The 24,753-nt window shown below is 71.4% G+C and carries 21 protein-coding genes; 8 read left to right on the top strand and 13 right to left on the bottom strand.

What is annotated here, in order from left to right; all coding sequences use genetic code 11:
- Nucleotides 1–7: 7 nt before the first annotated feature.
- Nucleotides 8–1,171, bottom strand: a complete 1,164-nt coding sequence (sucC, locus tag H1W00_RS00945; protein ID WP_181752817.1) for an ADP-forming succinate--CoA ligase subunit beta — start codon at nt 1,169–1,171, stop codon at nt 8–10.
- Between the two features lie 279 nt (nt 1,172–1,450).
- On the opposite strand from sucC, the gene H1W00_RS00940 reads away from it, so the two are divergent.
- Complete coding sequence (locus H1W00_RS00940; RefSeq protein ID WP_206679944.1) at nt 1,451–2,503, top strand: M23 family metallopeptidase; 1,053 nt, start codon at nt 1,451–1,453, stop codon at nt 2,501–2,503.
- Nucleotides 2,504–2,515: 12 nt separating this feature from the next.
- Here the strand turns inward: H1W00_RS00940 and pcrA are convergent, their stop codons facing one another.
- Nucleotides 2,516–4,849, bottom strand: a complete 2,334-nt coding sequence (pcrA, locus tag H1W00_RS00935) for a DNA helicase PcrA (RefSeq protein WP_181752815.1) — start codon at nt 4,847–4,849, stop codon at nt 2,516–2,518.
- 91 nt (nt 4,850–4,940) lie between these two features.
- Between pcrA and H1W00_RS00930 the strand changes: the two genes are divergently transcribed.
- Entirely contained in the window at nt 4,941–7,076 is a 2,136-nt protein-coding gene (locus H1W00_RS00930) for a DUF4185 domain-containing protein (protein ID WP_181752813.1), read from the top strand.
- Nucleotides 7,077–7,164: 88 nt separating this feature from the next.
- Nucleotides 7,165–8,358, top strand: coding sequence for a N(5)-(carboxyethyl)ornithine synthase (locus tag H1W00_RS00925; protein WP_181752811.1), 1,194 nt, complete (start codon nt 7,165–7,167; stop codon nt 8,356–8,358).
- Between the two features lie 11 nt (nt 8,359–8,369).
- On the opposite strand, the gene H1W00_RS16695 is transcribed toward H1W00_RS00925, so the two are convergent.
- From H1W00_RS16695 to H1W00_RS00910, 3 genes are all read right to left on the bottom strand, one after another.
- Nucleotides 8,370–8,621 (bottom strand): excalibur calcium-binding domain-containing protein, encoded by a 252-nt coding sequence (locus tag H1W00_RS16695; RefSeq protein WP_206679943.1) that lies wholly within the window; start codon nt 8,619–8,621, stop codon nt 8,370–8,372.
- 135 nt (nt 8,622–8,756) lie between these two features.
- Nucleotides 8,757–9,401: a LuxR C-terminal-related transcriptional regulator gene (locus H1W00_RS00915; RefSeq protein ID WP_181752809.1), complete on the bottom strand. Its 645-nt coding sequence runs from the start codon at nt 9,399–9,401 to the stop codon at nt 8,757–8,759.
- Nucleotides 9,398–10,678, bottom strand: a complete 1,281-nt coding sequence (locus H1W00_RS00910; protein WP_181752808.1) for an ATP-binding protein — start codon at nt 10,676–10,678, stop codon at nt 9,398–9,400. The genes H1W00_RS00915 and H1W00_RS00910 overlap by 4 nt, the downstream gene beginning before the upstream one ends.
- 131 nt (nt 10,679–10,809) lie before the next feature.
- Here H1W00_RS00910 and H1W00_RS00905 point away from each other — a divergent pair, with 131 nt between their 5' ends.
- Genes H1W00_RS00905 through H1W00_RS00895 form a run of 3 tightly spaced genes read left to right on the top strand, consistent with a single transcriptional unit; the run spans nt 10,810 to nt 12,532 of the window.
- Entirely contained in the window at nt 10,810–12,087 is a 1,278-nt protein-coding gene (locus H1W00_RS00905) for a PspC domain-containing protein (protein WP_181752806.1), read from the top strand.
- Entirely contained in the window at nt 12,084–12,269 is a 186-nt protein-coding gene (locus H1W00_RS00900; protein ID WP_181752804.1) for a hypothetical protein, read from the top strand. The genes H1W00_RS00905 and H1W00_RS00900 overlap by 4 nt, the downstream gene beginning before the upstream one ends.
- The gene (locus H1W00_RS00895; RefSeq protein WP_181752802.1) at nt 12,266–12,532 is read left to right on the top strand and encodes a PspC domain-containing protein; all 267 of its coding nucleotides are present in this window, start codon (nt 12,266–12,268) and stop codon (nt 12,530–12,532) included. Before H1W00_RS00900 ends, H1W00_RS00895 begins: the two co-directional genes overlap by 4 nt.
- Here H1W00_RS00895 and H1W00_RS00890 read toward each other — a convergent pair.
- The 3 genes from H1W00_RS00890 to H1W00_RS00880 are packed head-to-tail and all read right to left on the bottom strand — an operon-like array spanning nt 12,468 to nt 15,607.
- Complete coding sequence (locus tag H1W00_RS00890; protein WP_181752800.1) at nt 12,468–13,517, bottom strand: glycerophosphodiester phosphodiesterase; 1,050 nt, start codon at nt 13,515–13,517, stop codon at nt 12,468–12,470. The two genes, H1W00_RS00895 and H1W00_RS00890, sit on opposite strands and share 65 nt — an antisense overlap.
- 4 nt (nt 13,518–13,521) lie before the next feature.
- Entirely contained in the window at nt 13,522–14,997 is a 1,476-nt protein-coding gene (locus H1W00_RS00885; RefSeq protein WP_181752798.1) for a gamma-glutamyltransferase, read from the bottom strand.
- 31 nt (nt 14,998–15,028) lie between these two features.
- Complete coding sequence (locus tag H1W00_RS00880) at nt 15,029–15,607, bottom strand: dihydrofolate reductase family protein (protein ID WP_181752797.1); 579 nt, start codon at nt 15,605–15,607, stop codon at nt 15,029–15,031.
- A gap of 98 nt (nt 15,608–15,705) precedes the next feature.
- Here H1W00_RS00880 and H1W00_RS00875 point away from each other — a divergent pair, with 98 nt between their 5' ends.
- Nucleotides 15,706–16,905 (top strand): MFS transporter, encoded by a 1,200-nt coding sequence (locus H1W00_RS00875; RefSeq protein WP_338072789.1) that lies wholly within the window; start codon nt 15,706–15,708, stop codon nt 16,903–16,905.
- A gap of 132 nt (nt 16,906–17,037) precedes the next feature.
- Here the strand turns inward: H1W00_RS00875 and H1W00_RS00870 are convergent, their stop codons facing one another.
- The 4 genes from H1W00_RS00870 to H1W00_RS00855 are packed head-to-tail and all read right to left on the bottom strand — an operon-like array spanning nt 17,038 to nt 20,813.
- Nucleotides 17,038–18,054, bottom strand: coding sequence for a sulfate/molybdate ABC transporter ATP-binding protein (locus H1W00_RS00870; RefSeq protein WP_181752795.1), 1,017 nt, complete (start codon nt 18,052–18,054; stop codon nt 17,038–17,040).
- A 14-nt stretch (nt 18,055–18,068) separates the two neighbouring features.
- Nucleotides 18,069–18,899: a sulfate ABC transporter permease subunit gene (locus H1W00_RS00865; protein ID WP_181752793.1), complete on the bottom strand. Its 831-nt coding sequence runs from the start codon at nt 18,897–18,899 to the stop codon at nt 18,069–18,071.
- Complete coding sequence (cysT, locus tag H1W00_RS00860; RefSeq protein WP_181752791.1) at nt 18,892–19,737, bottom strand: sulfate ABC transporter permease subunit CysT; 846 nt, start codon at nt 19,735–19,737, stop codon at nt 18,892–18,894. Before cysT ends, H1W00_RS00865 begins: the two co-directional genes overlap by 8 nt.
- Nucleotides 19,734–20,813: a sulfate ABC transporter substrate-binding protein gene (locus H1W00_RS00855; RefSeq protein WP_181752789.1), complete on the bottom strand. Its 1,080-nt coding sequence runs from the start codon at nt 20,811–20,813 to the stop codon at nt 19,734–19,736. The genes cysT and H1W00_RS00855 overlap by 4 nt, the downstream gene beginning before the upstream one ends.
- A gap of 188 nt (nt 20,814–21,001) precedes the next feature.
- Between H1W00_RS00855 and H1W00_RS00850 the strand changes: the two genes are divergently transcribed.
- A complete protein-coding gene (locus H1W00_RS00850) occupies nt 21,002–23,218 on the top strand; it encodes an NADP-dependent isocitrate dehydrogenase (protein ID WP_181752787.1) in 2,217 nt (738 codons plus the stop codon).
- A gap of 61 nt (nt 23,219–23,279) precedes the next feature.
- Here H1W00_RS00850 and H1W00_RS00845 read toward each other — a convergent pair whose 3' ends face one another.
- Nucleotides 23,280–24,701 (bottom strand): DHA2 family efflux MFS transporter permease subunit, encoded by a 1,422-nt coding sequence (locus H1W00_RS00845; RefSeq protein ID WP_181756113.1) that lies wholly within the window; start codon nt 24,699–24,701, stop codon nt 23,280–23,282.
- Between the last annotated feature and the right edge of the window lie 52 nt (nt 24,702–24,753).

Genomic DNA, 24,753 nt, shown 5'->3' with positions numbered 1-24,753 from the left:
TTCGTCCTTATGCGTTCGCGAGCTCGGCGGCCTTGTCGGCGGCACCGTCCATGGTGTCGACGAGGGTGACCAGCGGGTGGTTCAGTTCGTTCAGGATCGCCCGGCCTTCCTCGACCTTGTTGCCGTCGAGGCGCACGACGAGCGGCTTCTTGGCCTCGTCACCGAGGATCTCCAGCGCGCCCTTGATGCCGTTCGCGACCGCGTCACACGAGGTGATGCCGCCGAAGACGTTCACGAACACGCTCTTGACCTGCTCGTCGTGAAGGATGACGTCCAGGCCGTCGGCCATGACCTGCGCCGAGGCGCCGCCGCCGATGTCCAGGAAGTTGGCGGGCTTGACGCCGCCGTGGGCCTCACCGGCGTACGCGACGACGTCGAGCGTGCTCATGACGAGCCCGGCGCCGTTGCCGATGATGCCGACCTGGCCGTCGAGCTTGACGTAGTTCAGGCCCTTCGACTTGGCCTTGACCTCGAGCGGGTCGGTGGCGTCGTTGTCCACGAACGCCTCGTGCTCGGGGTGGCGGAAGTCGGCGTTCTCGTCGAGCGAGACCTTGCCGTCGAGGGCCTCCAGCTTGTCGCCCTCCAGGCGCGCCAAGGGGTTGACCTCGACCAGCGTGGCGTCCTCCTCGACGAAGACCTTCCACAGGGACTGGATCATCTCGACGGCCTGCTCGGCCAGCTCGGCCGGGAACTTGGCGTCGGCGACGATCTCACGGGCCTTGGCCTCGTCGACGCCGGTGCCGGCGTCCACGGGGATCTGGCGCACGGCCTCGGGGTTGGTCTTGGCGACCTCCTCGATCTCGACGCCGCCCTCGACGCTGGCGATGCAGAGGTAGCTGCGGTTCGCGCGGTCGAGCAGGAACGAGAAGTAGTACTCCTCGACGGGGGGCGTGGCCGGCGTGACGAGCACGCGGTTGACCGTGAGGCCCTTGATCTCCATGCCGAGGATGTTCGAGGCGTGCTCGAAGGCCTCATCGGCGGTCTTGGCGATCTTGACGCCGCCGGCCTTGCCGCGGCCGCCGGCCTTGACCTGCGCCTTGATGACGGTGACGCCACCCATCTGCTCGGCGGCGGCCTTGGCCTCCTCGGCCGTGGTGACCACGGTGCCGAGGGTCGTCGCAACGTTGTGCTTGGCGAAGAGCTCCTTCGCCTGATACTCCATCAGATCCACGGTGACGTCCTTAATGGTGGGATTCGCTGTGGTTCGGCGGGCGCCGTGGACGCGACGTCGCCGAAGCCCTCGCGACTCTACCCGTCGTTCACCGGACGTTTCCCCGTGGGTTTGTAAACGTGAGTTGAGACACCGTCCCACTTCGTGGACGTGCGGCTTCGACTTTCCTCTGCTATTCGTGTCCTAACGGTGGGTCACTTCGACAAAGGGTTGGAATTCGCGGCGCCGGGTCCCCTAGACTCGGCGAGTCCGTTTGCCTGACCCCCCGGAGGCTCCCGTATGGCCGAATTCGATCGCTCCCGAGCGAGCGGTCGGTCGACCCCGGATGCCAACGAAGCACCCCGGAACGTCGGCTCGCGGCGCGCCTCGCGCCCCGTCGAGCAGGACTCCGACTCGACCGTCGTCATGAAGGCCCTGAGCCCTCAGTCGACCACCCAGACCTACAGCGTCGGCCGTCGCGCCAAGCAGCCCACTCCGGTGGCCGGCTCCCGCCGCGCGCACGCCCCCGTCGCGGCCGAGCCCGCCACCGCGCTTCCCGAGCCCGTGGCCACCGTGCCGGCCGAGGACACCCTCACCTTCCCCGCGATCGGCTCGATCCCCGAGGGCCGCATCCCCGGCGCCCGCCGTGCGCGCCGCGCCGCCGCCGCCACCGGCCGCACCCGGCTCCTCGCCGGTGTCGCCGCCGTCGTGATCGCGGCCGTCGGCTCGATCAGCGTCACCTCGCCCGGCCTGCTCGCCGGCGCCGACGCTGCGCTGGCCAAGAACTACGTCGGCGCGAACGCCACCAACGCGGTGGACGTCTCCCGCAGCTACGACCGCGAGCTCGCGATCCAGAAGCCGCTGCAGGCGCAGCAGGTCCAGAAGGCCCTCGCGCAGCAGAAGGCCGGCTACGAGAAGGCCGCCGAGAAGCGCCAGGACGAGATCATCCGCAACCAGTGGGTCATCCCCGTGGTCGGCTACCGACTCACGGCGCGCTTCGGCCAGGGCGGCGGCTACTGGAGCAGCGGTCGCCACACCGGCCTGGACTTCGCCGGCCCGTCGGGCTCGACGATCGTCTCGATGGCGGCCGGCACCGTCACCTCGGCGGGCTACGAGGGGGCCTACGGCAACCGCACGATCGTCACCCTCGCCGACGGCACGGAGATCTGGTACTGCCACCAGAGCTCGATCTCGGTCAGCGTGGGCCAGCAGGTCGCGCCCGGTGACGTCATCGGTGCCACGGGAGCCACCGGCAACGTGACCGGCCCGCACCTGCACCTCGAGGTGCGCCCCGGCGGCGGCGACCCGGTCGACCCGTACGCGGCTCTCGCCGCGCACGGCGTCACCCCCTGATCGCCGCGCGGCTCAGAGCTTCTCGAGCGGGGCGTAGCGCAGCAAGAGCCGCTTGACCCCGGCCGAGCCGAAGTCGACGCTGGCGACCGAGTTCTGGCCCGTGCCCTCCACCGTGACGACCGTGCCGAGGCCGAAGCTGTCGTGCGTGACGCGATCGCCGGGTGACAGGGACATGACCTCGCCCGAGGTCTTCTTCTTCGAGCGCGCGGCCACGGTGGACGACCGGAACGACGCCGCGGGCGTGCGTGGGGCCCACTGGGTGGGGGCGCTGGCCTCGCGCTTCCAGTCGATCAGGGTGGCCGGGATCTCGTCGAGGAACCGCGACGCCGGGTTGTACGACGGGGCGCCCCAGGCCGAGCGCACGGTGGCGCGGGTGAGGTAGAGCCGCTCGCGCGCCCGGGTGATGCCCACGTACGCCAGTCGGCGCTCCTCCTGCAGCTCGGCCGGGTCGCCGAGCGAACGCAGGTGCGGGAACACGCCGTCCTCGAGGCCGGTGAGGAACACCACCGGGAACTCCAGGCCCTTGGCCGTGTGCAGGGTCATGAGGGTGACGACGCCGTCCTTCGCGTCGGGCAGCGAGTCGGCGTCGGCCACGAGCGCCACCTGCTCGAGGAACGCGTCGAGGGAACCGGCGGCCAGGGTGACGTCGGGGTCGGGCTCCTCGCCCTCCTCGAGGGTGGCGGCGGAGGCGACGAACTCGCGGGCGACCGCGACGAGCTCGGCGAGGTTCTCCACGCGGGTCTCGTCCTGCGGATCAGTGCTGTTCTCGAGCACGGTGAGGTAGCCCGACTTCGTCAGCGCCGCCTCCAGCACGGCGTCGGCCGGGGCGCCGGAGGCGGCCAGGTCCATCAGCTCGGACATCGTCGTGGCGAACGCGGACACGGCCGAGCGGGAGCGGGTGGCGAGCTCGTCGATCTCGTCGACGCGGGTCATGGCCTCCCAGAAGCTGACGTCGTGGCGGGAGGCGAAGCGCTCGAGCGCGCCCTCGGCCCGGTCGCCGATGCCGCGCTTGGGCTCGTTGAGCACCCGGCGCATCGAGACGGCGTCGCGGGGGTTCACCAGGACGCGCAGGTAGGCCAGGGCGTCCTTGACCTCCTTGCGCTCGTAGAAGCGGACACCGCCGACGACCCGGTAGGGCAGCCCCACGCGGATGAACACCTCCTCGAACACACGGCTCTGCGCGTTGGTGCGGTAGAACACCGCCACGTCGCGGGCGGCGGCGATGCCGGCGTCGGAGAGCCGGTCGATCTCGTCGGCGATGAACTGCGCCTCGTCGCGCTCGTCGTCGCCGACGTAGCCGACCAGCATCTCGCCGTCGCCCTCGGCGGACCACAGCTTCTTGTCCTGGCGGCCGGAGTTGCGCGAGATGACCCCGTTGGCCGCGGCGAGGATGTTCTGCGTGGAGCGGTAGTTCTGCTCCAGCAGCACGGTGTCGGCGTCGGGGTAGTCGTCCTCGAACTCGAGGATGTTGCGGATCGTGGCGCCGCGGAAGGCGTAGATCGACTGGTCGGAGTCGCCCACGACCATCAGGTCGGACTCCTCGTCGCACAGCTCCTTGATCAGCGTGTACTGGGCGTGGTTCGTGTCCTGGTACTCGTCGACGAGCACGTGGCGGAACCGGCGACGGTAGGTGTCGCGGACCTCGGGGAACGCCTGGAACAGGTGGACGGTGTTCATGATGATGTCGTCGAAGTCCATGGCGTTCGCCGCGCGGAGCCGGCGCTGGTACTCCGCGTAGCACTGCGCGTAGGTCTCGTCGGTGCCGTTGGACGCGCGGCGCCCGGCCTCCTCGTGGTCGACCAGCTCGTTCTTGTGGTTCGACACCCAGTTGAGGACCGCGCGCGGGTTGACCTTCTTGGGGTCCAGGTCGAGGTCCTTGACGACGAGCGTCATCAGGCGGCGCGAGTCGGCGGCGTCGTAGATGCTGAACGACGACGTGTAGCTGAACTTGTCGGCCTCGCGGCGCAGGATCCGCACGCAGGCGGAGTGGAACGTGGAGACCCACATCATCCGCGCGCGGCCGCCCACGAGATCGGCGACCCGCTCGCGCATCTCGGCCGCGGCCTTGTTGGTGAAGGTGATCGCCAGGATCGAGCCGGGATGGGCGCCGCGGGCGGCGATCAGCCAGGCGATGCGGCGGGTGAGCACCCGGGTCTTGCCCGAGCCGGCGCCGGCCACCACCAGCAGAGGGCCACCGGTGTGCGAGACGGCGGTCCGCTGGGCGTCGTTGAGTCCTTCGAGCAGCTCGTCGGACCGCGCGGTGCGGCGCTTCGCCGGGGGTGCGACGGCATCGGCCGGGCCGGGAGCGGACGGGCGGGCGGAGGGCACGGGGAATGGCAGGGTCATCGCAGGATCCAGCGTAGTCGCGATCTCCGACAGCCCGGCGCCAGAGGCCGGTCACCAGGGGAGCTCCGAACGCCCCGCTACGGTGAACGTCATGCGCCAGCGCGGAGTGGGGCTGACGGCGGCGGGGTTCGTCGTCGCGATGCTCCTCACCGCGGTCCTGGTGTGGCTCGACCCGGCGTCCGAGCTGCCCGGCCTGAACCAGGCCGCCCCGCGCGAGATCCCGGTCGCGGTCGTCGGTCCCGATCCCGACGCCTCGACGATGCGCGACGCCCTCAACGGACCGAGCGAGCACGAGGTCGCCGCCCGCGTCAGCCCGTCGAAGGAGGCGGCCCAGAGGAGCCTCGCGAGACGGTCCGTGAGCGGCGTCGTGGTGATGGGGAAGAAGGACGAGCACGTTCTCTGGGTGGCCAGCGCCGACGGGACGGCCGAGGCCGCGAAGGTCCGCGAGGTCGTCTCGAGCACCCTGGCCGCCAGCGGGCAGAGCGTGAGGGTGGAGGACAGGATCCCCACGGCCGAGCGCGATCCCGAGGGCGTTGGGCCGTTCCGGCTCGGCATCGCGTGGGCGATCCTCGGCGTGGCCTTCGCCGCCCTGCTCGGGCTGGTGTTCGGCGCCAGGTCGCCGTCGGCATCGCTCGTCGTGCTGAGGTTCGCCGGCCTCGCGGCCGGGGCGGTCGTGGCCGGTCTCGGCGGCGCCTTCCTGAGCGAGGTCGTCATCCGGCGCCTCGACGCGCCGTTCCTCGCGCTCGCGGGTCTCGGAGCGATCGTCGTGCTGGGAGTGGGCTCGGTGACGCTGGCGCTGATCGCCTGGTTCGGTCGCCTGGGGCTCGGGCTCGCCGTCCTCGGGCTGGTGCTCGGGATCCCCGGCGCCATCGGCGCGTGGCCACTGACGCCGATGCCGGTCGTGTGGCCCACGCTGCTGGCCTGGCTGCCGCCGGGGGCGGCGACGTCGGCGGTGCGCGGCCTGGCCTACTTCGACGGCCAGGGGGCCGAGCAGGTCGTGGTGATGATGGCGCTGTGGACCCTGCTCGGGCTCACCGCGGCCACCGTCGCGGCCACGGCGGCCGAGCCGCGACAGGCCCGGCGTGACCTCCATCCGTCGCTGCGCCGGCATCCCGTCGCCGCCACGGCCGGTGCGCTCGTGATGACCGGCCTCCTCGTCGTGACCCCCGCGGTGCCCGCCTTCACCACCACCGACCTGGACCCTCCGGTCACGCTGACGTGCAAGAAGGTCAGCCCGCCGACCAGCGTCAAGGAGCTCAACGAGCGGATCGAGACGGTCAGCGACGTGGAGGGGTTCGTGGGAGGGGACGTCGGCGCCAGCACGCAGCTGGCCGACGGTCGCGGGCTGTTCGTGTTCGGCGACACCATCCGACGACCGGACTACGCCAGCCAGACGATGGTGCGGAACTCGATGCTGATCTTCGACGACACCTGCGTCGGACTCGTGCAGCGGAAGGACCGCAGCGCCGTGATCCCCGACCGCGCGGACGGGGTGGGCTACTGGCCCATGTCGGTCGCCGCCGTCGACCTCGGTCGCGACCTCGTGGGCGTCATGGCGCAGCGCGTGCGGCAGACGGGCGACGAGCTGTTCGGCTTCGAGAACCTGGGGCCCGCGGTGGCGATCTTCCGGGTCGAGCCGGGACGCGCGCCCGTGCTGCAGCGGGTGGTCGACCTGGGCGAGGACGACCCCGACACCTCCCGGCCCACGTGGGGCGCCGCCGCGACGGTCGTCGGCGACTCGGTCTACCTCTACGGCACGAGCCGCACGAGCGACGCCGGGTTCGGCTGGGCCGTGTCGGTGGCCCGCGCGAAGCTGGCCGACGTCACCGACCAGTCGAAGTGGCGGTACTGGGACGGGAAGAAGTGGCAGCGCGACGCCGACGGCGCGGCCACCGTGATCGAGCAGGACAACGGGGTCTCCCAGACGTTCTCGGTCTTCCGCGAGGGCAAGCGCTGGTACGCGCTGAGCAAGCGCGCGGACTTCGTCGGCACCGACCTGGTGGTCTGGACGGCTCCCGGCCCGACCGGGCCGTTCGTGGCGGCCCCGCCGGTCGCGAAGATCCCGTCGACCGCGTCGGAGCTGCGCTACATGCCGCTCGCGCACCCCGAGCTGTTCCCGCAGCAGGGCACGATGGTGGTGTCGGTCAGCCGCAACACGAAGGACGGCGACGTCCAGGCCGACCCGAGCCTCTACCGCCCGGAGTTCCTGAGGATCGACCTGCCCTGACCCGGGAGGTCGCGTGGTTCGCGGCCGGTCCCGCAGGGCTTACCGTGAGGGGTCGGGACCTCTCAGGTCCTCCAGCAAGGGAACCCCTATGGCCGATTCGGCCGCCGCATCGCCCCGCACGCCCACCACGCCCCTCCTCATCGGTCTCCTGGCCCGGTCCCGAAAGGAGAACGAGCACCGGCTCCCGGTCCATCCACGACACCTGGAGGACATCGCTCCGGAGCTGCGCCGGTTCGTGCGGCTCGAGCAGGGGTACGGGAAGGACTTCGGGCTCACCGACGCGGAGCTGGCGCCCCTCGTCGGGCGGATCGCCTCCCGCGAGGAGCTGATCGCCGACTGCGACGTCATCGTGCTCCCGAAGGTCCAGGCCGAGGACCTGGCGCAGATGCGCGAGGGGCAGATCGTCTGGGGCTGGCCGCACTGCGTGCAGGACGCCGCGCTGACACAGGTGGCCATCGACCGGCGGCTGACGCTCATCGCCTTCGAGGCCATGAACCACTGGACCGAGGACGGCCGCTTCGCGCTGCACGTCTTCCACAAGAACAACGAGCTGGCCGGCTACTGCTCGGTGCTGCACGCGCTGCAGCTCGCCGGCCGCACGGGCGACTACGGGCGCCGGATGAAGGCCACGGTCATCGGCTTCGGTGCCACGGCGCGTGGTGCCGTCACGGCCCTCAACGCGCACGGCATCAGCGAGGTCCACGTGCTGACGAACCGTGACGTCGCCGCGGTCGGCTCGCCGATCCACGGCACGCAGATCGTGCAGCTCGAGCGCGGGGGCGAGGGTGACGACCCGGAGGACCTCTGGGCCCAGACGCCGGACGGCATGGTGCCGGTGGCCGAGTTCCTGGCCGACAACGACATCATCGTGAACTGCGTCCTGCAGAACCCCGACGCGCCGCTGACCTTCCTCGACGAGGGAGACCTCGCCTCGATCGCGTCCGGAACGATCGTGGTCGACGTGTCGTGCGACGAGGCGATGGGCTTCAGCTGGGCCAGGCCCACCACGTTCGACGAGCCGACGTTCGTCGTCGGCGACAACGTCCTCTACTACGCCGTCGACCACAGCCCCTCGCTGCTGTGGGACTCCGCCACGTGGGAGATCAGCGCGGCGCTGCTGCCCCACCTGGAGACGGTCATGGCGGGCCCCGCAGGCTGGGACGCCGCGACGGTCGTCTCGCGGGCGATCGAGATCCGCGACGGCGTCGTGGTGAACCCGGCGATCCTGTCGTTCCAGCACCGCGCCGAGGAGTACCCGCACCCGGCGCTCGCCGCCGGCTGAGCGGGGAAGGCTCACCGCTTCTCGCAGGCGATCCTGTCCTTGTCGCGGTCCTTGGTCTTGTTGGCCTTGTAGAGGGCCTTGCTGCGCTTGAAGCTCGTGACGGGCTTGCCCGACGTCTTGTCCTTGGCGCCGGGCATGCCCACGCCGTGCGGGTACTTCTTGTTGAGCGCCGTGCAGTTCTTGAACTTCGTGGCGGCCTCGGCCGGCGCGGACGCCAGCACGAGAGAGCTCGTCATCAGGACGGCGACCAGGATCTTGCGCACCAGGACTCCTTGCGTGGGGGACGTCCGGTCACCCTACGGTCGAGAGGGCCGCCTCGTCCCACTTTTGGAACGGGATGCACGCGATGCGCGCCGGCGGGGGTGCATCCCGTTCCAAAAGTGGAGGAGGGGCGCGGCTCAGATCAGCCGGCGGTCGTTCGCCCAGCGGGTGAGCTCGTGGCGGCTCGAGAGCTGGAGCTTGCGCAGGACGCTGGAGACGTGGGTCTCCACGGTCTTGACCGAGATGAACAGCTCCTTCGCGACCTCCTTGTAGGCGTAGCCGCGCGCGATCAGGCGCATGACCTCGCGCTCGCGCTCGGTGAGCCGGTCGAGGTCCTCGTCGACCTGGGCCACCGCGATGGTCCCGGCGAACGCGTCGAGCACGAAGCCCGCCAGACGGGGGCTGAACACGGCGTCGCCGCCGGCCACCCGGTCGATCGCGTCGAGCAGCTCGGGCGCCGAGATGTTCTTGGTGACGTAGCCGCGGGCGCCGGCGCGGATGACCCCGATGACGTCCTCGGCGGCGTCGCTGACGGAGAGGGCCAGGAACGTCACGGTCGCGCCCGCGCGACGGATGACCTCCGGGCCGCCGCCCCCGGGCAGGTGCACGTCGAGGAGCACCACGTCGGGGCGCAGGGCAGAGATGGCGGCGACGGCGGTGTCGACGTCCTCGGCCTCGCCGACGACCTCCACACGGCCGCTGCCGAGCCGCTCCAGCTCGGCGCGGACGCCGGTGCGGAACATCGCGTGGTCGTCGACGACCAGCACGGACAGGACACTCATGACTTCTCCTTGTCGCCGTTCGAGACCGGCATGGTCAGCGCGACCTCGGTGCCGGTCTCGGGGGAGCTGCGGACGCGCGCGGTGCCACCGTGGCGCTCCGCACGGCCGATGATCGAGCCGCGCACGCCGAGCCGGTCGTCGGGCACCGCGGCGGGGTCGAAGCCCGTGCCGCGGTCGCGGACGAACACCTCGATGAGGTCGCCGTGCTCGCCGGTGACGCGCTCGGCGTAGACGTCGACCCGGTCGGCGCCCGAGTGCTTGGCGGCGTTGACGACCGCCTCGCCGGTGGCGGCGAGCAGGGCCCGCAGGGCATCGTCGGGCAGCGCGTCGCCCACCGTGACGACCTCCACGGGGATCCGGTGGTTCGTCTCGACCTCGGCGGCGAGGTCGCGCAGGGCGGTGGCGAAGGTGGCGGTCTCGTCCTGGCGTCCGTACAGCCAGTCGCGCAGCTCGCGCTCCTGCCGTCGCGCGAGGGTGGCGACCGCGGCCGGGTCGTCGGCGTTCTTCTGGAGCAGGGCGAGCGTCTGGAGCACGGAGTCGTGCAGGTGGGCGGCGACGTCGGCCCGCTCCTGCGAGCGGATGCGCTCGCGTCGCTCCTCGCCGAGATCGGTCCAGAGGCCGAGGATCCACGGCCCCAGGATCAGCACGAGGCCGACCACCGCGATCGCCAGCGCGGCGGCGAAGTCGACGGCCGCCGACCAGCCGCGGTTCACGGTGAGGACGTAGATCGCGCCCAGGCCGATGAGCGACACGCCCACGAGCAGGCGCACGGCGAACGCCGGGCCGCGCGTCTGCCGGAGCCAGGAGTTCCAGGTGGCGTCGTCGAAGATCCGCCAGACCAGCGCGACCCCCGTGACGACCAGCAGCAGCGGCAGCATCCAGCCCTGGAGCCACCCGCCGGCCAGCGCCATCAGGCCGAGGATGCCGAGCCCGACCGCACCGATCGCGACGCTCTGGACGACCTCGCGCCGTGACGGCCCGCCCGCCGCGCCCCGCAGTCCGCGCCGCCGGGCCGAGGCCAGGCCGGGGGAGTCGTCCACGGGGGCCTGGAGGGGCAGGAACCACCACAGCAGCAGGTAGGCCAGCAGGCCCGTACCGTGGACGAACGTCGCCACGACGAAGCCGACGCGCACCCACACCACGGGCAGGCCGAGGTGCTCGGCCAGGCCCGCGCTGACGCCCGCCACGATGCGCGCGTCCGCGGGGCGGTACGCCCGGCGGTAGCCGTCACCCGGGCGCCGGCCGGTGCCGGCGGCGTCGGAGGCGGCGGTCGTCATGACCCCACCCTCACACGCGGGCGCGCGTGGACGCCATCAGGTGCGACCCCGGTTCGGTGCCGACCCGTCTCGGGGGAGGACCAGGGGATCACCCGATGGTGCACGTCGCCCCCGGTCGGCAGGCTGGTGCCATGAGTTCTCCCACCCACGGCTCGCAGCTGGATGCCCTGCGACGCTCGACCGGCGACAAGCTGCTCGGCGGCGTCTCGGGCGGCGTCGCGCGAGCCCTCAACATCGACCCCGTCATCGTGCGGATCGGCTTCGTGGTCCTGACCGTCGCCGGGTTCGCCGGACCGATCCTCTACGCGGCCTGCTGGCTGCTCATCCCCGCCGAGGGCTCCGAGCGCAGCGTGCTGGGGGAGGCCTTCGACCTCAAGTCCGACTCGCAGCTGCGGTCCGTCGGACTGATCGTCGCCGGCATCATCGCCCTCGCCGCGATCCTCGGAGACACCGCGTGGGGCCTCGGCGGCTGGTTCTGGTGGCCGGTCTGGGCCCTGGTGTGGCTCGCCGTCCCGGTCGCCATCGTCGTCCTCGTGTGGCGACTCGTGACCCGGTCGCGCCAGCAGGGTCCCCCGCCGCAGTTCGCACCGCCCCCGCCGTACCAGCCGGGGCAGTCCGCCCAGGCCTTCGCCGGCTCCGACGAGCCGACCACCACGTCCCTGACAGGAGACGACGAGATGACCACCCCCCTCATGCCCGACGCGTCGGACACCGACGAGCGCCCGGGCGAGCACACCGCCGTGCTGCACGAGCCGGGCCCTCCCGGGCAGCCCCCGGGCCCGCCGCCCACCCCGGTGATGCCGCCCGCCCGTCCTCGCCAGCGCTGGTCGCCGGCCCTCCTGCTCCTGACCCTGTCGGCGATCATCGCCGCGATGGGCGCCCTCGGCCTCTGGTCGATCGTCCAGGAGCCGCTCGACGCCGCGATCTACCCGGCCGTCGCGCTGGGCATCGTCGCCGCCGGCCTGTTCGTCGGCACGAGGATCGGTCACCCGGGTGCTCTCGTGCCGCTCGGCGTGCTCGCGATCCCCGTCCTGGCGGTCGCCTCCGTGGCACCCAACCTCTCGGCCGGTGACATCGACCTGCGGCCCACCACGGCCGCCGCGATCGCCGAGCCCATCGAGCAGGGCTTCGGCCGGGTCCAGGTGGACCTGACCTCCATCCAGGACCCGCAGACGCTCACCGGGCGGACGCTCGAGATCGACAACGGCGTCGGCGAGACCCTCGTGGTGGTGCCCGAGGGCCTGGACGTCGCGGTCGAGGCCCGCCTCTCCGCCGGAGGACGCATCGAGGTCTTCGACCGCGTCGCCGACGGGCAGAACCCCTCACTCGACAGGCCCTCCGACGCCCCCGGGGCCTACCGCATCGAGATCAACGGCACGGCGGGCGAGATCCAGGTGGTTCGTCGATGAACACCCATCCGATGCGCTGGGACGCGCTGGTCTTCGGCGTCCTGTTCACCCTCACGCTCGTGGGGTGGGCGCTGCTCCACTACGACCTCGCGAGCGCCGACGGCCTGGCCGTCGCCGGACTCGTCACCCTCATCCTTGCCGGAGTCGCCGGCATCGCCCTGACCCTCAGGAGGAAGTCATGAACCCCACCCCCGCGCCCAAGAAGCTCACCCGCAGCGCCACCGACAAGTGGCTCGGCGGCGTGTGCGGCGGACTGGCCGAGTACACCGGCGTCGACGCCACGCTGATTCGCGTCATCACCGTGGTGCTCATCGTCGTCGGCATCGGCACGACGGTCCTGGTCTACCTCGCCGCCTGGCTGCTGATGCCGCAGGCGCAGGTCACCCAGGTGTGGGGCCCGCCGACGACCGATGGGCCGACCGCGCCGCCACCGCCGTCTGCGTGAAGTCCGAGAACACCCCGTCGACCCCGGCGGCGTAGAAGGCCAGCAGCTCGGCCGTCGCGTCACCGGAGTCGGCCTTCGTCCCGCCGGTGCGCATCTGCTTCGGCAGGAAGTTGTTCTCGTTGCGCATCGTCCAGATGTGGACGAACAGACCGGCCTCGTGCGCATCTCGCACGAGGCCGGTCTCGTCGAGCAGCGTGTGGTCGCGGGCGCGCGCGATGACCAGGCTCTTGTTCGGGCCGATGCCCTGGGCGTACTCCGCGATCCTCGCGAGCTCGGCCGGGGCGGTGAGCGCGGCGTAGTCGCGCGGGTCGTAGGTGGACGCGAGGTCGTAGGGGGCGCCCAGGCGCTCCATGAGCTGCACGAGCGGCAGGGGCGTCCGGCGGCTCAGGTCCTTGAGGTTCGCCGTCTCCATCGACTGGATGACGACCTTCGCGCCCTCGTGGTTGAGCCCGCGCCGGTCGAGCACCTCGAGCAGCCGGTCGTTGAGGTCCAGCCCGATCGACCGGAAGTACGTGGGGTGCTTGGTCTCGATGTAGACGCCGATCGGTGCGACGTCCGGTCCGCGGCGCGCGTTCTCCGCCTCGGCGATGTCGATCACCTCGTCGAGGGTCAGGATCGGCTCGGTGCCCTGGAGGGGCAGGTTCTGCGGGCGCAGCTGGGGCAGGCGCTCGCGGGTGGTCAGCGTCTTGATCTCCTCGAGGGTGAAGTCCTCCGTGAACCAGCCCGTCAGCGGCATCCCGTCGATGAACTTCGTCGTGCGCAGGTGCGCGAACTCGGCGCGACCCGCGACGTCGGTGGTGCCGCCGATCTCGTTCTCGTGACGGACGACGAGGACGCCGTCCTTCGTGGCCACGACGTCGGGCTCGATGTAGTCGGCACCCTGCTCGATCCCGAGCAGGTAGGACGGCCGGGTGTGCTCGAGGCGCGATCCCGGGACGCCGCGGTGGGCGATGACGACGGGCTCTGGGACGAGCGAGGCGGTCATCGGGTCAGCGTAGGCGACCGACGACCCGGGTGGCACCGTCGCGACGCGGGTCCGCGGCTGCGACGAGCGTGCCGTCGGCGGTGGACATGGCTCCCGAGACGCCGCCGAAGTACATCGACAGGTGGTCGGGGTCCTCGACCTTGATCTCCTCGTCCTCCGTCGCGGCGCGGTGCACGTGCAGACGCGGGTGGTCGATGGCCTCCTGCAGGGACAGCCCGTCCTCGACGAGCCCGGTCAGCGCCTGCAGGATCGCGGTCGTGATGCGGTCGGCGCCGGGCGAGCCGATGGACAGGACGCCGCCGTCGACGTGACGGCCGACGGTGGGCGCCATGTTGGACAGCAGGCGCGACCCGGGCGGCAGGCCGTGCAGGCCGCGCGGGTTCAGCTCCTGCTCGCCGAGGCAGTTGTTGAGCCAGATCCCGGTCTCGTGGGCGATCATCCCGGAGCTGTAGCCCGACGAGATCGTCACCGAGCAGGCCGTGCCCTCCTCGTCGGCGGTGGAGACGTGCGCCGTGGAGCCGGACTCGAGGGCGGCGATCCCGTCGCGGTCGATCAGGTCGAGGAACGCGGCGGCGTCGCGGTCGAGGTCGTCGGTGTGGTCGAAGGTCCGCAGCCGCTCGCCCAGCACCCGGCGCTGGACGCGCAGGAGGTGCTCGGTGTCGGTCAGGCCGTGCCCCGCCATGAGACGCAGCATCGCGGCCACGCTCACGCCTCCCACGGCCGGCGGCGGGTTGGTGCCGAGCGTCCAGCCCTCCATGCGCGCGGTGAGTGCGGGGCGCACGACGGGCGCGTAGGCCGCGAGGTCGTCGGGGCCGAGGAGGCCGCCACGGGCCAGCACGTCCTCGGCGACCGCACGGCCGAGCTCGCCGGTGTAGAGCTCTGCCGGGCCGTGGCGCGCGATGCGCTCGAACGAGTCCGCGAGGTGCGGCACCACGAGGTGGTCCTCCGCGACACGGCCCTGCGCGTCGTGCACGGCGGCACGGCTCGCCTCGTCCCAGCCGAAGATCGTGTCGTGCACGTAGGAGAGGTAGTAGCGCGAGGCGGCGCTGAGCCGGAACCCGCCGCGGGCCACGTCGATCGCCGGGGCGAGCAGCTCGGACCAGGGCAGATGGCCCCAGCGGCGGTGGGCCTCGCCGAACGCCGCGATCGCGCCGTGCGTGGCGACCGAGCCCGGGCCGACGGTGATCGTGACGCCGCCGCCGTACTCGGTGAGGACGTCCCACGTGCCCTCGCCTCGCCGGTCGGGGCAGTCGCGCCCCGGCATGTCCATCCAGCCGTCGATCGTCACGGGCTTCGAGCCGTCGGGCGGCTGGATCGTCAGGAACCCGCCCGCGCTCGCTGACACGAGGCCAACCTCATTCACCATCGCGACGAACGCGGCCGCCAGCGCCGCGTCGATCGCGTTGCCCCCGGCCTTGACGATCGCCTCGCCCGCCTCCGCCGCGGCGGTGTTCGGGGCGGCGATCGCAACGCTGGTCACTCGCTCAGCGTAGGGGCGTGGGCCGCAGTTATCAGGTGGGCCGCGCGACCGCGTAGGTCAGGTGGGCGAACTGGCCGCGGCGGTCGACGTCGGTGAGCCGGAGGCGGTCCGGCCCGAGCCGGCGGGGGAGGAGGGGCTGGCCCGCGCCGAGGGTGGCCGGCGCGACGCTCACCTGCACCTCGTCGAGGGCGTTCGCGTCGTCGAACTGGCCCACGAGGTCACCTCCGCCCATGAGCCACACGTCGAGGTCACCCGCGCGTGAGCCGATGGCGTCGAGGTGGTCGCGGACGTCGCCCGAGACGACGGTCAGGTCGGCGCCGGCGGGCACCGGCAGGTCGCGCGACGTGAACAGGAAGGCCGGCTTGCCCGACATCGCGTCGGGCCAGGCCTCGGGCTTCTCCAGCGCGCCGGTCTCGCGCAGCAGCCACTCGTACGTCGAGGAGCCCAGGACGGTCACGCCGACCGAGGCGAGGAACGCGGTGAACGGGTCGGCGTGCTCGGGGGCGTCGGGGGTGCCGCCCTCGACGGCGAAGAGCCAGCTGAGGCTGTGGTCGGTGTCGGCCAGGAATCCGTCGAGCGTGGCGGCGGTGTTGAAGACGAATCGGGTCACACCCGATCGTCGCGCGAACGAGCGGCCTGCGGCAAGCAGTGACCCGGCTCGCACCGCCGGAACGGAATCGAAGCGGCGATGAGGGCCTTGTACCTGCTGTGACCTCGACACCAACCGAACCGACGCGCGCCCGCCACGTCGGCCTGGCCCTGCTGGCCCTGGCCCTCGGTGGCTTCGCGATCGGCACCACCGAGTTCGTGACGATGGGCCTGCTGCCCGACGTCGCCGAGAGCATCGACCGCGACATCCCCACGACGGGTCACATCATCTCCGCGTACGCCCTCGGCGTCGTCGTGGGAGCGCCCCTGATCGTGTCGCTCGCCGCGCGGATGCCGAAGCGCACGCTGCTGCTGTGGCTGCTGGCCGGCCTGGGCCTGGGCAACGCCCTCACGGCCGTGGCGAGCGGATACGTCCCCGTCCTGCTCGCTCGCTTCGTCGCCGGGCTGCCGCACGGCGCCTACTTCGGCGTCGCGTCGCTCGTGGCCGCGTCCCTCGTCCCGGCCGGGCGCCGGGGTCGCGCCGTGGCCATGGTGATGATGGGCCTCTCGGCGGCCACGGTCGCCGGCGTCCCCGCCAGCGCGTGGCTCGGGCAGGCGCTCACGTGGCGCGCCGCCTACGCGCTGGTCGTGGTGATCGCCGTGGTCGCCGCGGTCCTCGTGCTCACCTTCGTCCCCCACCTCCCCGGCGACCCGTCGGCCACGATCCGCGGTGAGCTCGTGGCCCTGCGCGAGCCGGCGGTCATCGCTGCCTTCCTCACCGGCGTCGTCGGGTTCGGCGGCATCTTCGCGATGTACAGCTACATCGCGCCCATCGTCACCGACGTGGTCGACCTGCCGTCCTCGGTGATCCCGGTGTTCCTGCTGGTCTTCGGTCTCGGCTCCGTCGGCGGCACCCTGCTCGCCGGGCGTCTGGCCGACTGGGACAACGTCCGCCAGGTCATCGGTGGCCTGGGCGCCACGGTCGTCGTGCTGCTGGCCTTCTACGAGCTGGCCTCGTTCGCGCCCGCGGCCCTGCTGTGCGTGTTCCTCGTCGGGGCGCTCGGCAGCATCGTCGCGATCGGCCTGCAGATCCGGCTGATGGCCGCGGCCGGCGATGCCCAGATGCTCGGCGCCGCGCTCAACCACGCCAGCCTCAACATCGCGAACGGACTGGGTGCCTGGCTCGGCGGTCTCGTGATCGCCGCGGGCGCCGGCTACGCCGCTCCGGCGCTGGTGGGCGTCGCGCTCGCCGTCGCGGGACTCGTGGCGTTCCTCGTGGGGCTCAGGGTCGCGCCCGTGCGGACCCCCGTGCACGCCTGACGCACGTTGAGGGCGACCGGGCCTCCCGGCCCGGCCGCCCTCGTACTCCACCGTCCCGTGGAGTGTGCGGTCGCAGGGCGGTGCCCGGCGAACGGCGTGTGGATCTCGCGGCTCAGCGCACTGAGACGTGGGTCACACTGTAACCCCGAGTTGCGACTGCGTCGAGAGCGTGAGCGGATCGTTCGTGGCACGGATCGCCTGGGCGCCCGCCGCGGGGGTCAGCCAGAGCTCGTCGCCGTGCTGGAGGCCGAGGTTCCGGGCCTCGGCACGGGTCACCGTGACCTGCACGGGCGGCTGCTGCCCCTCGCTCGGCGTGACGTCGAGACGGACCTCGAAGCCGATCCGCGTCCAGCGCGTGATGCGGCCGCGCACGGCGTCCGGTCGCGGGGTCACCGAGACCTCGATGTCGTGGGGACGGATCTGCAGGTCGCCGAGCCGGGTGACCGGGCCGAGGAAACTCAGCACGAAGTCGGTGGCGGGAGCGTCGTAGAGCTCGTCGGGCGACCCGACCTGCTCGATGCGGCCGTCGTTGATGACCACGATCGAGTCGGCGACCTCGAGCGCCTCCTCCTGGTCGTGGGTGACGAAGACCGTGGTCACGTGCACCTCGTCGTGCAGTCGGCGCAGCCAGTCGCGCAGCTCCTTGCGGACCTTCGCGTCGAGGGCTCCGAACGGCTCGTCGAGCAGCAGCACGGTGGGCTCGATGGCCAGGGCGCGGGCCAGGGCCATGCGCTGGCGCTGGCCGCCCGAGAGCTGCGAGGGCAGCCGGTCGCGGAACTGGCCCAGGTGCACGAGCTCGAGCATCTCGTCGACCTTGGCCGCGATCTCGGCCTTGGGCCGCTTGCGGATCTCGAGGCCGAACGCGATGTTCCTCGCCACGGTCATGTGCTTGAACGCGGCGTAGTGCTGGAACACGAAGCCGACGTTGCGCTTCTGCGCCGGCAGCCGGGTGGCGTCGACGCCCTCGATCTCGACGCGACCGGAGTCGGCCTCCTCGAGGCCGGCGATGATGCGCAGCAGCGTGGACTTGCCGCCGCCGCTGGGTCCCAGGAGCGCGGTCAGCTGCCCGGTGGGGATGGACAGGTCGATGCCCTCCAGCGCGACGAAGTCGCCGAAGTTCTTGTTCACCTGGGAGATCTCGATGCTCATGGCGGCCTTTCGCTTCAGTGCCGCTCGGTGCGCGAACGCAGGAGGGACACGACGATGATGCACAGGACGGAGACGCTGGCCAGCAGGAAGGCGATGGCGTACGCCGACTCCTGCTCCCAGTTGAGGTACTTCTCCTCGACGGCGAGCGTGGCGGTGCGCGTCTCGCCGAGGATGTTGCCCGAGACGACCTTGACCGCGCCGAACTCGCCGAGAGACCGGGCCAGGGTCAGCACGACGCCGTAGATGACGGCCCACTTGATGCCCGGGAGGGTCACTCGCCAGAAGGTCTGCCAGCTGCTCGCGCCGAGCGAGCGCGCGGCCTGCTCCTGCTCGGTGCCGATCTCCTCCAGCACCGGGACCACCTCGCGGACGACGAGGGGCAGCGCCACGAACGCGGTGGCCATGATGATGCCCGGGGTGGCATAGATGATCTGGATGCCGGCGCTCTCCAGCCCCGGACCGAACCAGCCGCCGCGGCCGCCGTAGACCAGCACGAGGGACAGACCCACGACGATCGGTGAGATGGCCAGCGGCAGGTCGATGAACGAGCCCAGCAGGCGTTTGCCGCGGAACTCGTTGCGGACCAACAGCAGCGAGATCGTGACGCCGAAGACCGTGTTGATCACGGTGGCGACGACGGCCGCGAACGCGGTGAGTCGCAGGGCGGCCACGGTGTCGGCGTCGGCGAAGACCGTGCGGAGGGCGTCGAAGCCGTTCTCGAAGGTGTTCGTCACGACGAGCGAGACGGGCCACGCCACCAGCAGGAACAGGTAGGCGATCACTGCGAGGCGCACGACGTACGTGACCGGGCCCTTGCGCGTGCGGATGCGCTGGATGTCAGCCACGGCGGGCCACCCTCCGCTGCAGGAGGTCCAGGAGCAGGATCACGGTCAGGGAGACGATGAGCAGCAGCGTGGCGATGGACGCCGCGGCCGCCGGGTTGTCGTTCTCGATCGCGCCCAGGATGCGCACGGAGGCTACCTCGGACGTGAAGGGCAGGTTGCCCGAGAGCAGCACGAGCGAGCCGTACTCGCCGACGCCGCGGGCGAACGACAGGGTGGCGCCGGCGGCGATCGCGGGCGTCAGCGTGGGCAGGATGATGCGCGTGAAGGTGGTGAACCGGCTGGCCCCGAGCGAGGCCGCGGCCTCCTCGATCTCCACGTCGATCTCCTCCAGCACCGGCTGGACCGTGCGCACGACGAAGGGCAGGGTCACGAACAGGAACGCCAGGAAGACGGAGGCCTCGGTGTTGGCCACGTTGATGCCCGAGGGACTCTCGTCGTTGCCGTAGAGCGACAGCAGCACGAGGCCGGCCACGATCGTGGGCAGCGCGAACGGGATGTCGATGAGGACCTCGAGCAGGGCCTTCCCGGGAAAGCTGTCGCGGACCAGGACCCACGCGATGGCGGTGCCCACGAACACGTTCACGACGGTGACGAGCAGGGCGGACGTGACGGTGAGCCGGATCGCGTCGGCGGTCTGCTCGTTCGTCACCGCGTCCCAGAACGCACCGATCCCGCCGCCGGCCGCGGTGGCCACGACCGCCGACAGGGGGATGAGCACCAGGAGGCTGAACCACGTCATGGTCACCCCCAGGCCGATGGCGGAGGCGCGGTTCAGCGCGCCGGCCGGCCGGGTGCTCCCCGGCCGGCCCGCGCGCGTGACGACGTCCGCAGAGGTCACGAGGCCGCCTTGCCCGACTTCGCGATCGCCTCGGTCACGATGCCGACGGGGTTGCCGTCCTTGCCGTCGCCGAACAGCTTGTCCTTGACCTCGCCCCAGCCCGGACCTCCGAAGTTCTTCTCCAGCGTGAGCAGGTTGTTCACGGCCGGGTAGGGATCGGAGGAGTCGGGAGCGCCCTTGATGTCGCCGGGCTCCAGATCGACCGCTGCCAGGTCGGGCGTGCCGGGGTTCTCGAGGTTGAGCGGACGGAAGCCGGTCAGCGCGAACTGGCGCTGGCCTTCCGTGCCGAGGACGAAGTCCAGCCAGTCCTGCGAGACGGCGCTGGAGTCCTTGAGGATGGCGCCGGGGTTCTCGATCAGCAGGGTCGTGTCGGGGATGACGTACTCGAAGCCGTTGCCGTTCTGGGCGGCCAGGATCGCCTCGTTCTCGTAGGCGAGCAGCACGTCGCCGGCGCCGCCGAGGAAGCTCTGGGTGGCGTCGCGGCCGCTGTTGGTCAGCGACACGACGTTCGCGAAGAGGTCGTTCACGAACTCGGTGGCCTCGGCCTCGGTGCCGCCGTTCTCGGTGACGTGACCCCACGCGGCGAGGGCGTTCCAGCGCGCGGCGCCCGAGGACGCGGGGTTGGCCGTGACGATCTCGACGCCGGGCTTCACCAGGTCGTCCCAGCCCTTGATGTCCTTGGGGTTCCCGTCGCGGACGCCCAGGACGACGATCGAGTTCGACACGATGCCCTTGTTGTCGGCGTCGTCCCAGGTCTCCTCGACCAGGCCGGCCTCGACCAGGCGGTCGACGTCGGTGGCCACCGAGAGGTGGACGTAGTCGGCGTCGAGCCCCTCGACCACGGCGCGGCTCTGGTCGCCCGAGGCGCCGTACGACGTCTTGAAGCTCGTGCCCTCGCCGGCGTCGGTCTTGACGAACTCCTTCTGGATGTTCTTGTTGGCGGCCTCCGGCACGGCGAACCCGACGATCGAGATCTGCTCGCCGCTCTCGGCGGCCTCCGAGCCGCAGGCCGTGAGGGCGGTGGCGGCGGTCAGCAGCAGGGCCGCGGCCGCGATGGGGCGCAAGCGATGTGCCATGGGAGTTCCTCTCGATCGGTCCGCCGCTCGTTGCGGGGGGCTCGAGCAGTCAACGTAGGTCAGACGCGCCCCGTTGTGGACCATGTTCATATTCTGGACTGATTAACTCGACAATGAGCGCTCCGCTACTGGGGGGAGAAGGCCGGGCGACCGCAGCGGTGACCGGCGGACCCGGTAGTTTGGGGGGCGTGACGGACTCGACGATCATCTACACGCACACCGACGAGGCTCCCGCCCTCGCGACCTACTCCTTCCTCCCGATCATCGAGGCGTACGCCTCGAAGGCCGGTGTGGAGGTCGAGACCCGGGACATCTCGCTCGCCGGCCGCATCATCGCGGCGGTCAGCGACCTGCTCCCCGAGGACCAGCGCGCGGCGGACGCCCTCGCCGAGCTGGGCGAGCTCGCGAAGCGGCCCGAGGCCAACATCATCAAGCTGCCCAACGTCTCGGCGTCGGTGCCGCAGCTCAAGGCGGCCATCGCCGAGCTGCGCGACCAGGGCTACGACCTGCCCGACTACCCCGAGGACCCGCAGACCGACGAGGAGCGCGACGTCCGCGCCCGCTACGACAAGGTCAAGGGCTCCGCGGTCAACCCGGTCCTGCGCGAGGGCAACTCCGATCGCCGCGCGCCCGCGTCAGTGAAGAACTACGCCAAGAGCCACCCGCACTCGATGGGCGCCTGGAGCAGCGACTCCAAGACGAACGTCGCCACGATGGGCGTCGACGACTTCCGCTCCAACGAGAAGTCGGTGACCCTCGAGGCCGACGACACCCTGCGCGTCGAGCTGGTCGGCGACGACGGCTCCACCACCGTGCTCCGCGAGTCGATCCCGGTCCTGGCCGGCGAGATCGTCGACGCGACGAACATCAACGTCGCCGCGCTGCGCGAGTTCCTGACGGCGCAGATCGCCCAGGCCAAGGCCGACGACGTCCTCTTCTCGGTGCACCTCAAGGCCACGATGATGAAGGTCTCCGACCCGATCATCTTCGGCCACGTGGTCCGCGCCTTCTTCCCGAAGACGTTCGCCCAGTACGGCGCCGACCTCGCCGCCGCGGGACTGAGCCCCAACGACGGCCTCGGCGGCATCCTCGCCGGCCTGGAGTCGCTGCCGAACGCCGCCGAGATCAAGGCCTCGTTCGACGCCGAGCTGGCCGACGGCCCGGCGCTGGCGATGGTCGACTCCGACAAGGGCATCACCAACCTGCACGTCCCGAGCGACGTCATCGTCGACGCGTCGATGCCGGCCATGATCCGCACCTCGGGCCACATGTGGGGCCCGGACGGCCAGGAGGCCGACACCCTCGCGGTGATCCCCGACAGCTCCTACGCCGGCGTCTACCAGGTCGTCATCGACGACTGCAAGGCCAACGGCGCGTTCGACCCGTCCACGATGGGCTCGGTGCCGAACGTCGGCCTGATGGCCCAGAAGGCCGAGGAGTACGGCTCGCACGACAAGACGTTCGAGATCCCCGCCACGGGCACCGTGCGCGTCCTGAACTCCGCCGGCGACGTGCTCCTCGAGCACACGGTGGCCCAGGGCGACATCTGGCGCGCCTGCCAGACCAAGGACGTGCCGATCCGGGACTGGGTCAAGCTGGCCGTCAACCGCGCCCGCGCCACCGGCGACCCGGCCGTGTTCTGGCTCGACGCCGAACGCGCCCACGACGCGCAGCTGATCGCCAAGGTGCAGCAGTACCTCGGCGACCACGACACCGAGGGCCTGGACATCCGGATCATGTCGCCGGTCGAGGCCACGCAGCTGTCGGTCGAGCGCCTCCGTCAGGGTCAGGACACCATCAGCGTCACGGGCAACGTCCTGCGCGACTACAACACCGACCTGTTCCCGATCCTCGAGCTGGGCACCAGCGCCAAGATGCTGTCGGTGGTCCCGCTGATCAACGGCGGCGGCCTGTTCGAGACCGGCGCCGGCGGCTCGGCTCCCAAGCACGTGCAGCAGCTCGTCAAGGAGAACTACCTGCGCTGGGACTCGCTCGGCGAGTTCTTCGCGCTGGTCCCCAGCCTCGAGCAGTACGCCACGGCCACGGGCAACGCCAAGGCGCAGGTCCTCGCCGACGCCCTCGACCGCGCCACGGCCAGCTTCCTCGAGCACGACCGCTCGCCGGGCCGCAAGCTCGGCACGATCGACAACCGCGGCAGCCACTTCTACCTGGCCCTCTACTGGGCGCAGGAGCTGGCGCAGCAGTCCGAGGACACCGAGCTCGCTGAGGTCTTCGCGCCGCTGGCGCAGAAGCTGGCCGGCGACGAGCAGACGATCGTCGACGAGCTGCTCGCGGTGCAGGGCCAGCCGGCCGACCTCGGCGGCTACTACCAGCCCGACCCGCAGAAGGCCGCGAAGATCATGCGACCGAGCACGACGTTCAACGAGGCGCTCGCCTCCTTCTGAGCCTGCTCACACGACAGCGGCGGCCGGGTGATCCCGGCCGCCGCTGTCGTTCGTGTGGAGGTCAGCGCTGCGACGTGCGCGCGTGGCTCGAGGGCGCGAAGAACTGCACGACGGCGAGTCCGAGGGCGAACGCCAGGGCCGGCACCAGGAGCGACTCGGCCATGGCCTCGGAGAAGGGTCCGGCCAGCTGCTCGGGCAGGCTCTGGCCGCCCGTGCCGCGGGCGGCGGTCTCTCCCGCCTCGGGCAGGTGCACGGCGAGCCGGCTCGTGATCGCGGCGGCGATCGCCGCCGAGCCCAGGACCGCGCCGACCTGGCGGGTGGCGTTGTAGACGCCCGACCCGGCGCCGGCCGACGACATCGGCAGGTTGCGCGTGGCGGTGGAGGCCAGCGGCGCCCACAGGAACGCGTTGCCGAAGCCGAGCACGGCGTTGAGGACGAGCAGCTGCCACAGGGGAGTGTCGGGGGCGATGACCCACGCGGTCCCCAGCATCGCGAGCGCCGAGGTGCCGAAGCCCACCGAGGCGAGCCGGCGCGGCGGCAGCCGGTCGCTCATCCGGCCCACGACCGGGGCCATGGCCGCGGTGACGACCGCCATCGGCACGAAGAGCAGGCCGGACTGGGTGGCGTCGTAGCCGAGGACGGTCTGGGTCCAGAGCATGAACGGGAAGGCCATCGCCGTCACCGAGAACGAGACGGTGGAGATGGCCATGTTGGACACCGAGAAGTTCCGGTCGCGGAAGAGGCTGAGCGGCACGAGCGGCTCGCGCCGGTTCCGGGCCTGCCACCAGACGAACACCGCGAGCACGAGCAGGCCGGCCGCGATCAGCAGCGGGACCGAGACCCATCCCTCGATCGTGCCCCAGTCGTACTCCTCGCCCTCCTGGATGCCGAACACGATGAGGAACATCGCGACGGCGCTCAGCGCCACGCCGATCCAGTCGAAGCTGTGCGTGTGGGTCTCCAGGCTCGGCACGAGGCGCAGCGCGAGCACGAAGCCCACGATGCCCACCGGGACGTTGATGAAGAAGATCCACTCCCAGCCGGCCGTGTCGACGAGGATGCCGCCGAGGACGGGGCCGACGAGCGTCGCGACGCCGGCGGTGGCGCCCCACAGGGCCATCGCGCGACCGCGGCTGTCCGCGGGGAACGTGCGCGTGATGACGGCCATCGTCTGCGGCGTCATCATCGACGCGCCGAGGCCCTGGAACACGCGGGCGACGATGAGTCCCTCGACCGAGCCGGTCAGGCCGCACCACAACGAGGAGAGGGTGAAGACGGTCAGGCCCACGAGGTAGACCCGCTTCGGTCCGAAGCGGTCGCCGAGGCGGCCGGTGATCAGCAGCGGCACGGCGTAGGCCAGCAGGTAGGCGCTGGTGACCCAGATGACCGAGTTGTAGTCCGTCTGCAGGTCGTCGCGGATGACCGGCGTCGCCACGGAGACGATCGTCGAGTCGACCAGGATCATGAAGAAGCCGATGACCATGGCCCACAGGGCGGGCCACGGGTTCTCCGGCAGGGTCCGGGCGGGGGCGGTG

Origin of the sequence: Aeromicrobium phoceense (assembly GCF_013868155.1) — a bacterium.
In the GTDB taxonomy this organism is placed as follows: Bacteria; Actinomycetota; Actinomycetes; order Propionibacteriales; family Nocardioidaceae; genus Aeromicrobium; species Aeromicrobium phoceense.
Note: the sequence above shows the minus strand (reverse complement) of the source record. Positions and strands in the feature narration are given on the sequence as shown.

Excerpts from the sequence above, each read along its gene's own strand:
- H1W00_RS00890 (WP_181752800.1), bottom strand. The coding sequence starts at position 13,517 with ATGACCGCCTCGCTCGTCCCAGAGCCCGTCGTCATCGCCCACCGCGGC.
- H1W00_RS00940 (WP_206679944.1), top strand. The coding sequence starts at position 1,451 with ATGGCCGAATTCGATCGCTCCCGAGCGAGCGGTCGGTCGACCCCGGAT.
- H1W00_RS00895 (WP_181752802.1), top strand. The coding sequence starts at position 12,266 with ATGAACCCCACCCCCGCGCCCAAGAAGCTCACCCGCAGCGCCACCGAC.
- H1W00_RS00930 (WP_181752813.1), top strand. The coding sequence starts at position 4,941 with ATGCGCCAGCGCGGAGTGGGGCTGACGGCGGCGGGGTTCGTCGTCGCG.
- H1W00_RS00910 (WP_181752808.1), bottom strand. The coding sequence starts at position 10,678 with ATGACGACCGCCGCCTCCGACGCCGCCGGCACCGGCCGGCGCCCGGGT.
- H1W00_RS00915 (WP_181752809.1), bottom strand. The coding sequence starts at position 9,401 with ATGAGTGTCCTGTCCGTGCTGGTCGTCGACGACCACGCGATGTTCCGC.
- H1W00_RS00845 (WP_181756113.1), bottom strand. The coding sequence starts at position 24,701 with ATGGTCATCGGCTTCTTCATGATCCTGGTCGACTCGACGATCGTCTCC.
- H1W00_RS00900 (WP_181752804.1), top strand. The coding sequence starts at position 12,084 with ATGAACACCCATCCGATGCGCTGGGACGCGCTGGTCTTCGGCGTCCTG.
- pcrA (WP_181752815.1), bottom strand. The coding sequence starts at position 4,849 with ATGACCCTGCCATTCCCCGTGCCCTCCGCCCGCCCGTCCGCTCCCGGC.
- H1W00_RS00905 (WP_181752806.1), top strand. The coding sequence starts at position 10,810 with ATGAGTTCTCCCACCCACGGCTCGCAGCTGGATGCCCTGCGACGCTCG.
- H1W00_RS00855 (WP_181752789.1), bottom strand. The coding sequence starts at position 20,813 with ATGGCACATCGCTTGCGCCCCATCGCGGCCGCGGCCCTGCTGCTGACC.
- H1W00_RS00870 (WP_181752795.1), bottom strand. The coding sequence starts at position 18,054 with ATGAGCATCGAGATCTCCCAGGTGAACAAGAACTTCGGCGACTTCGTC.
- H1W00_RS00925 (WP_181752811.1), top strand. The coding sequence starts at position 7,165 with ATGGCCGATTCGGCCGCCGCATCGCCCCGCACGCCCACCACGCCCCTC.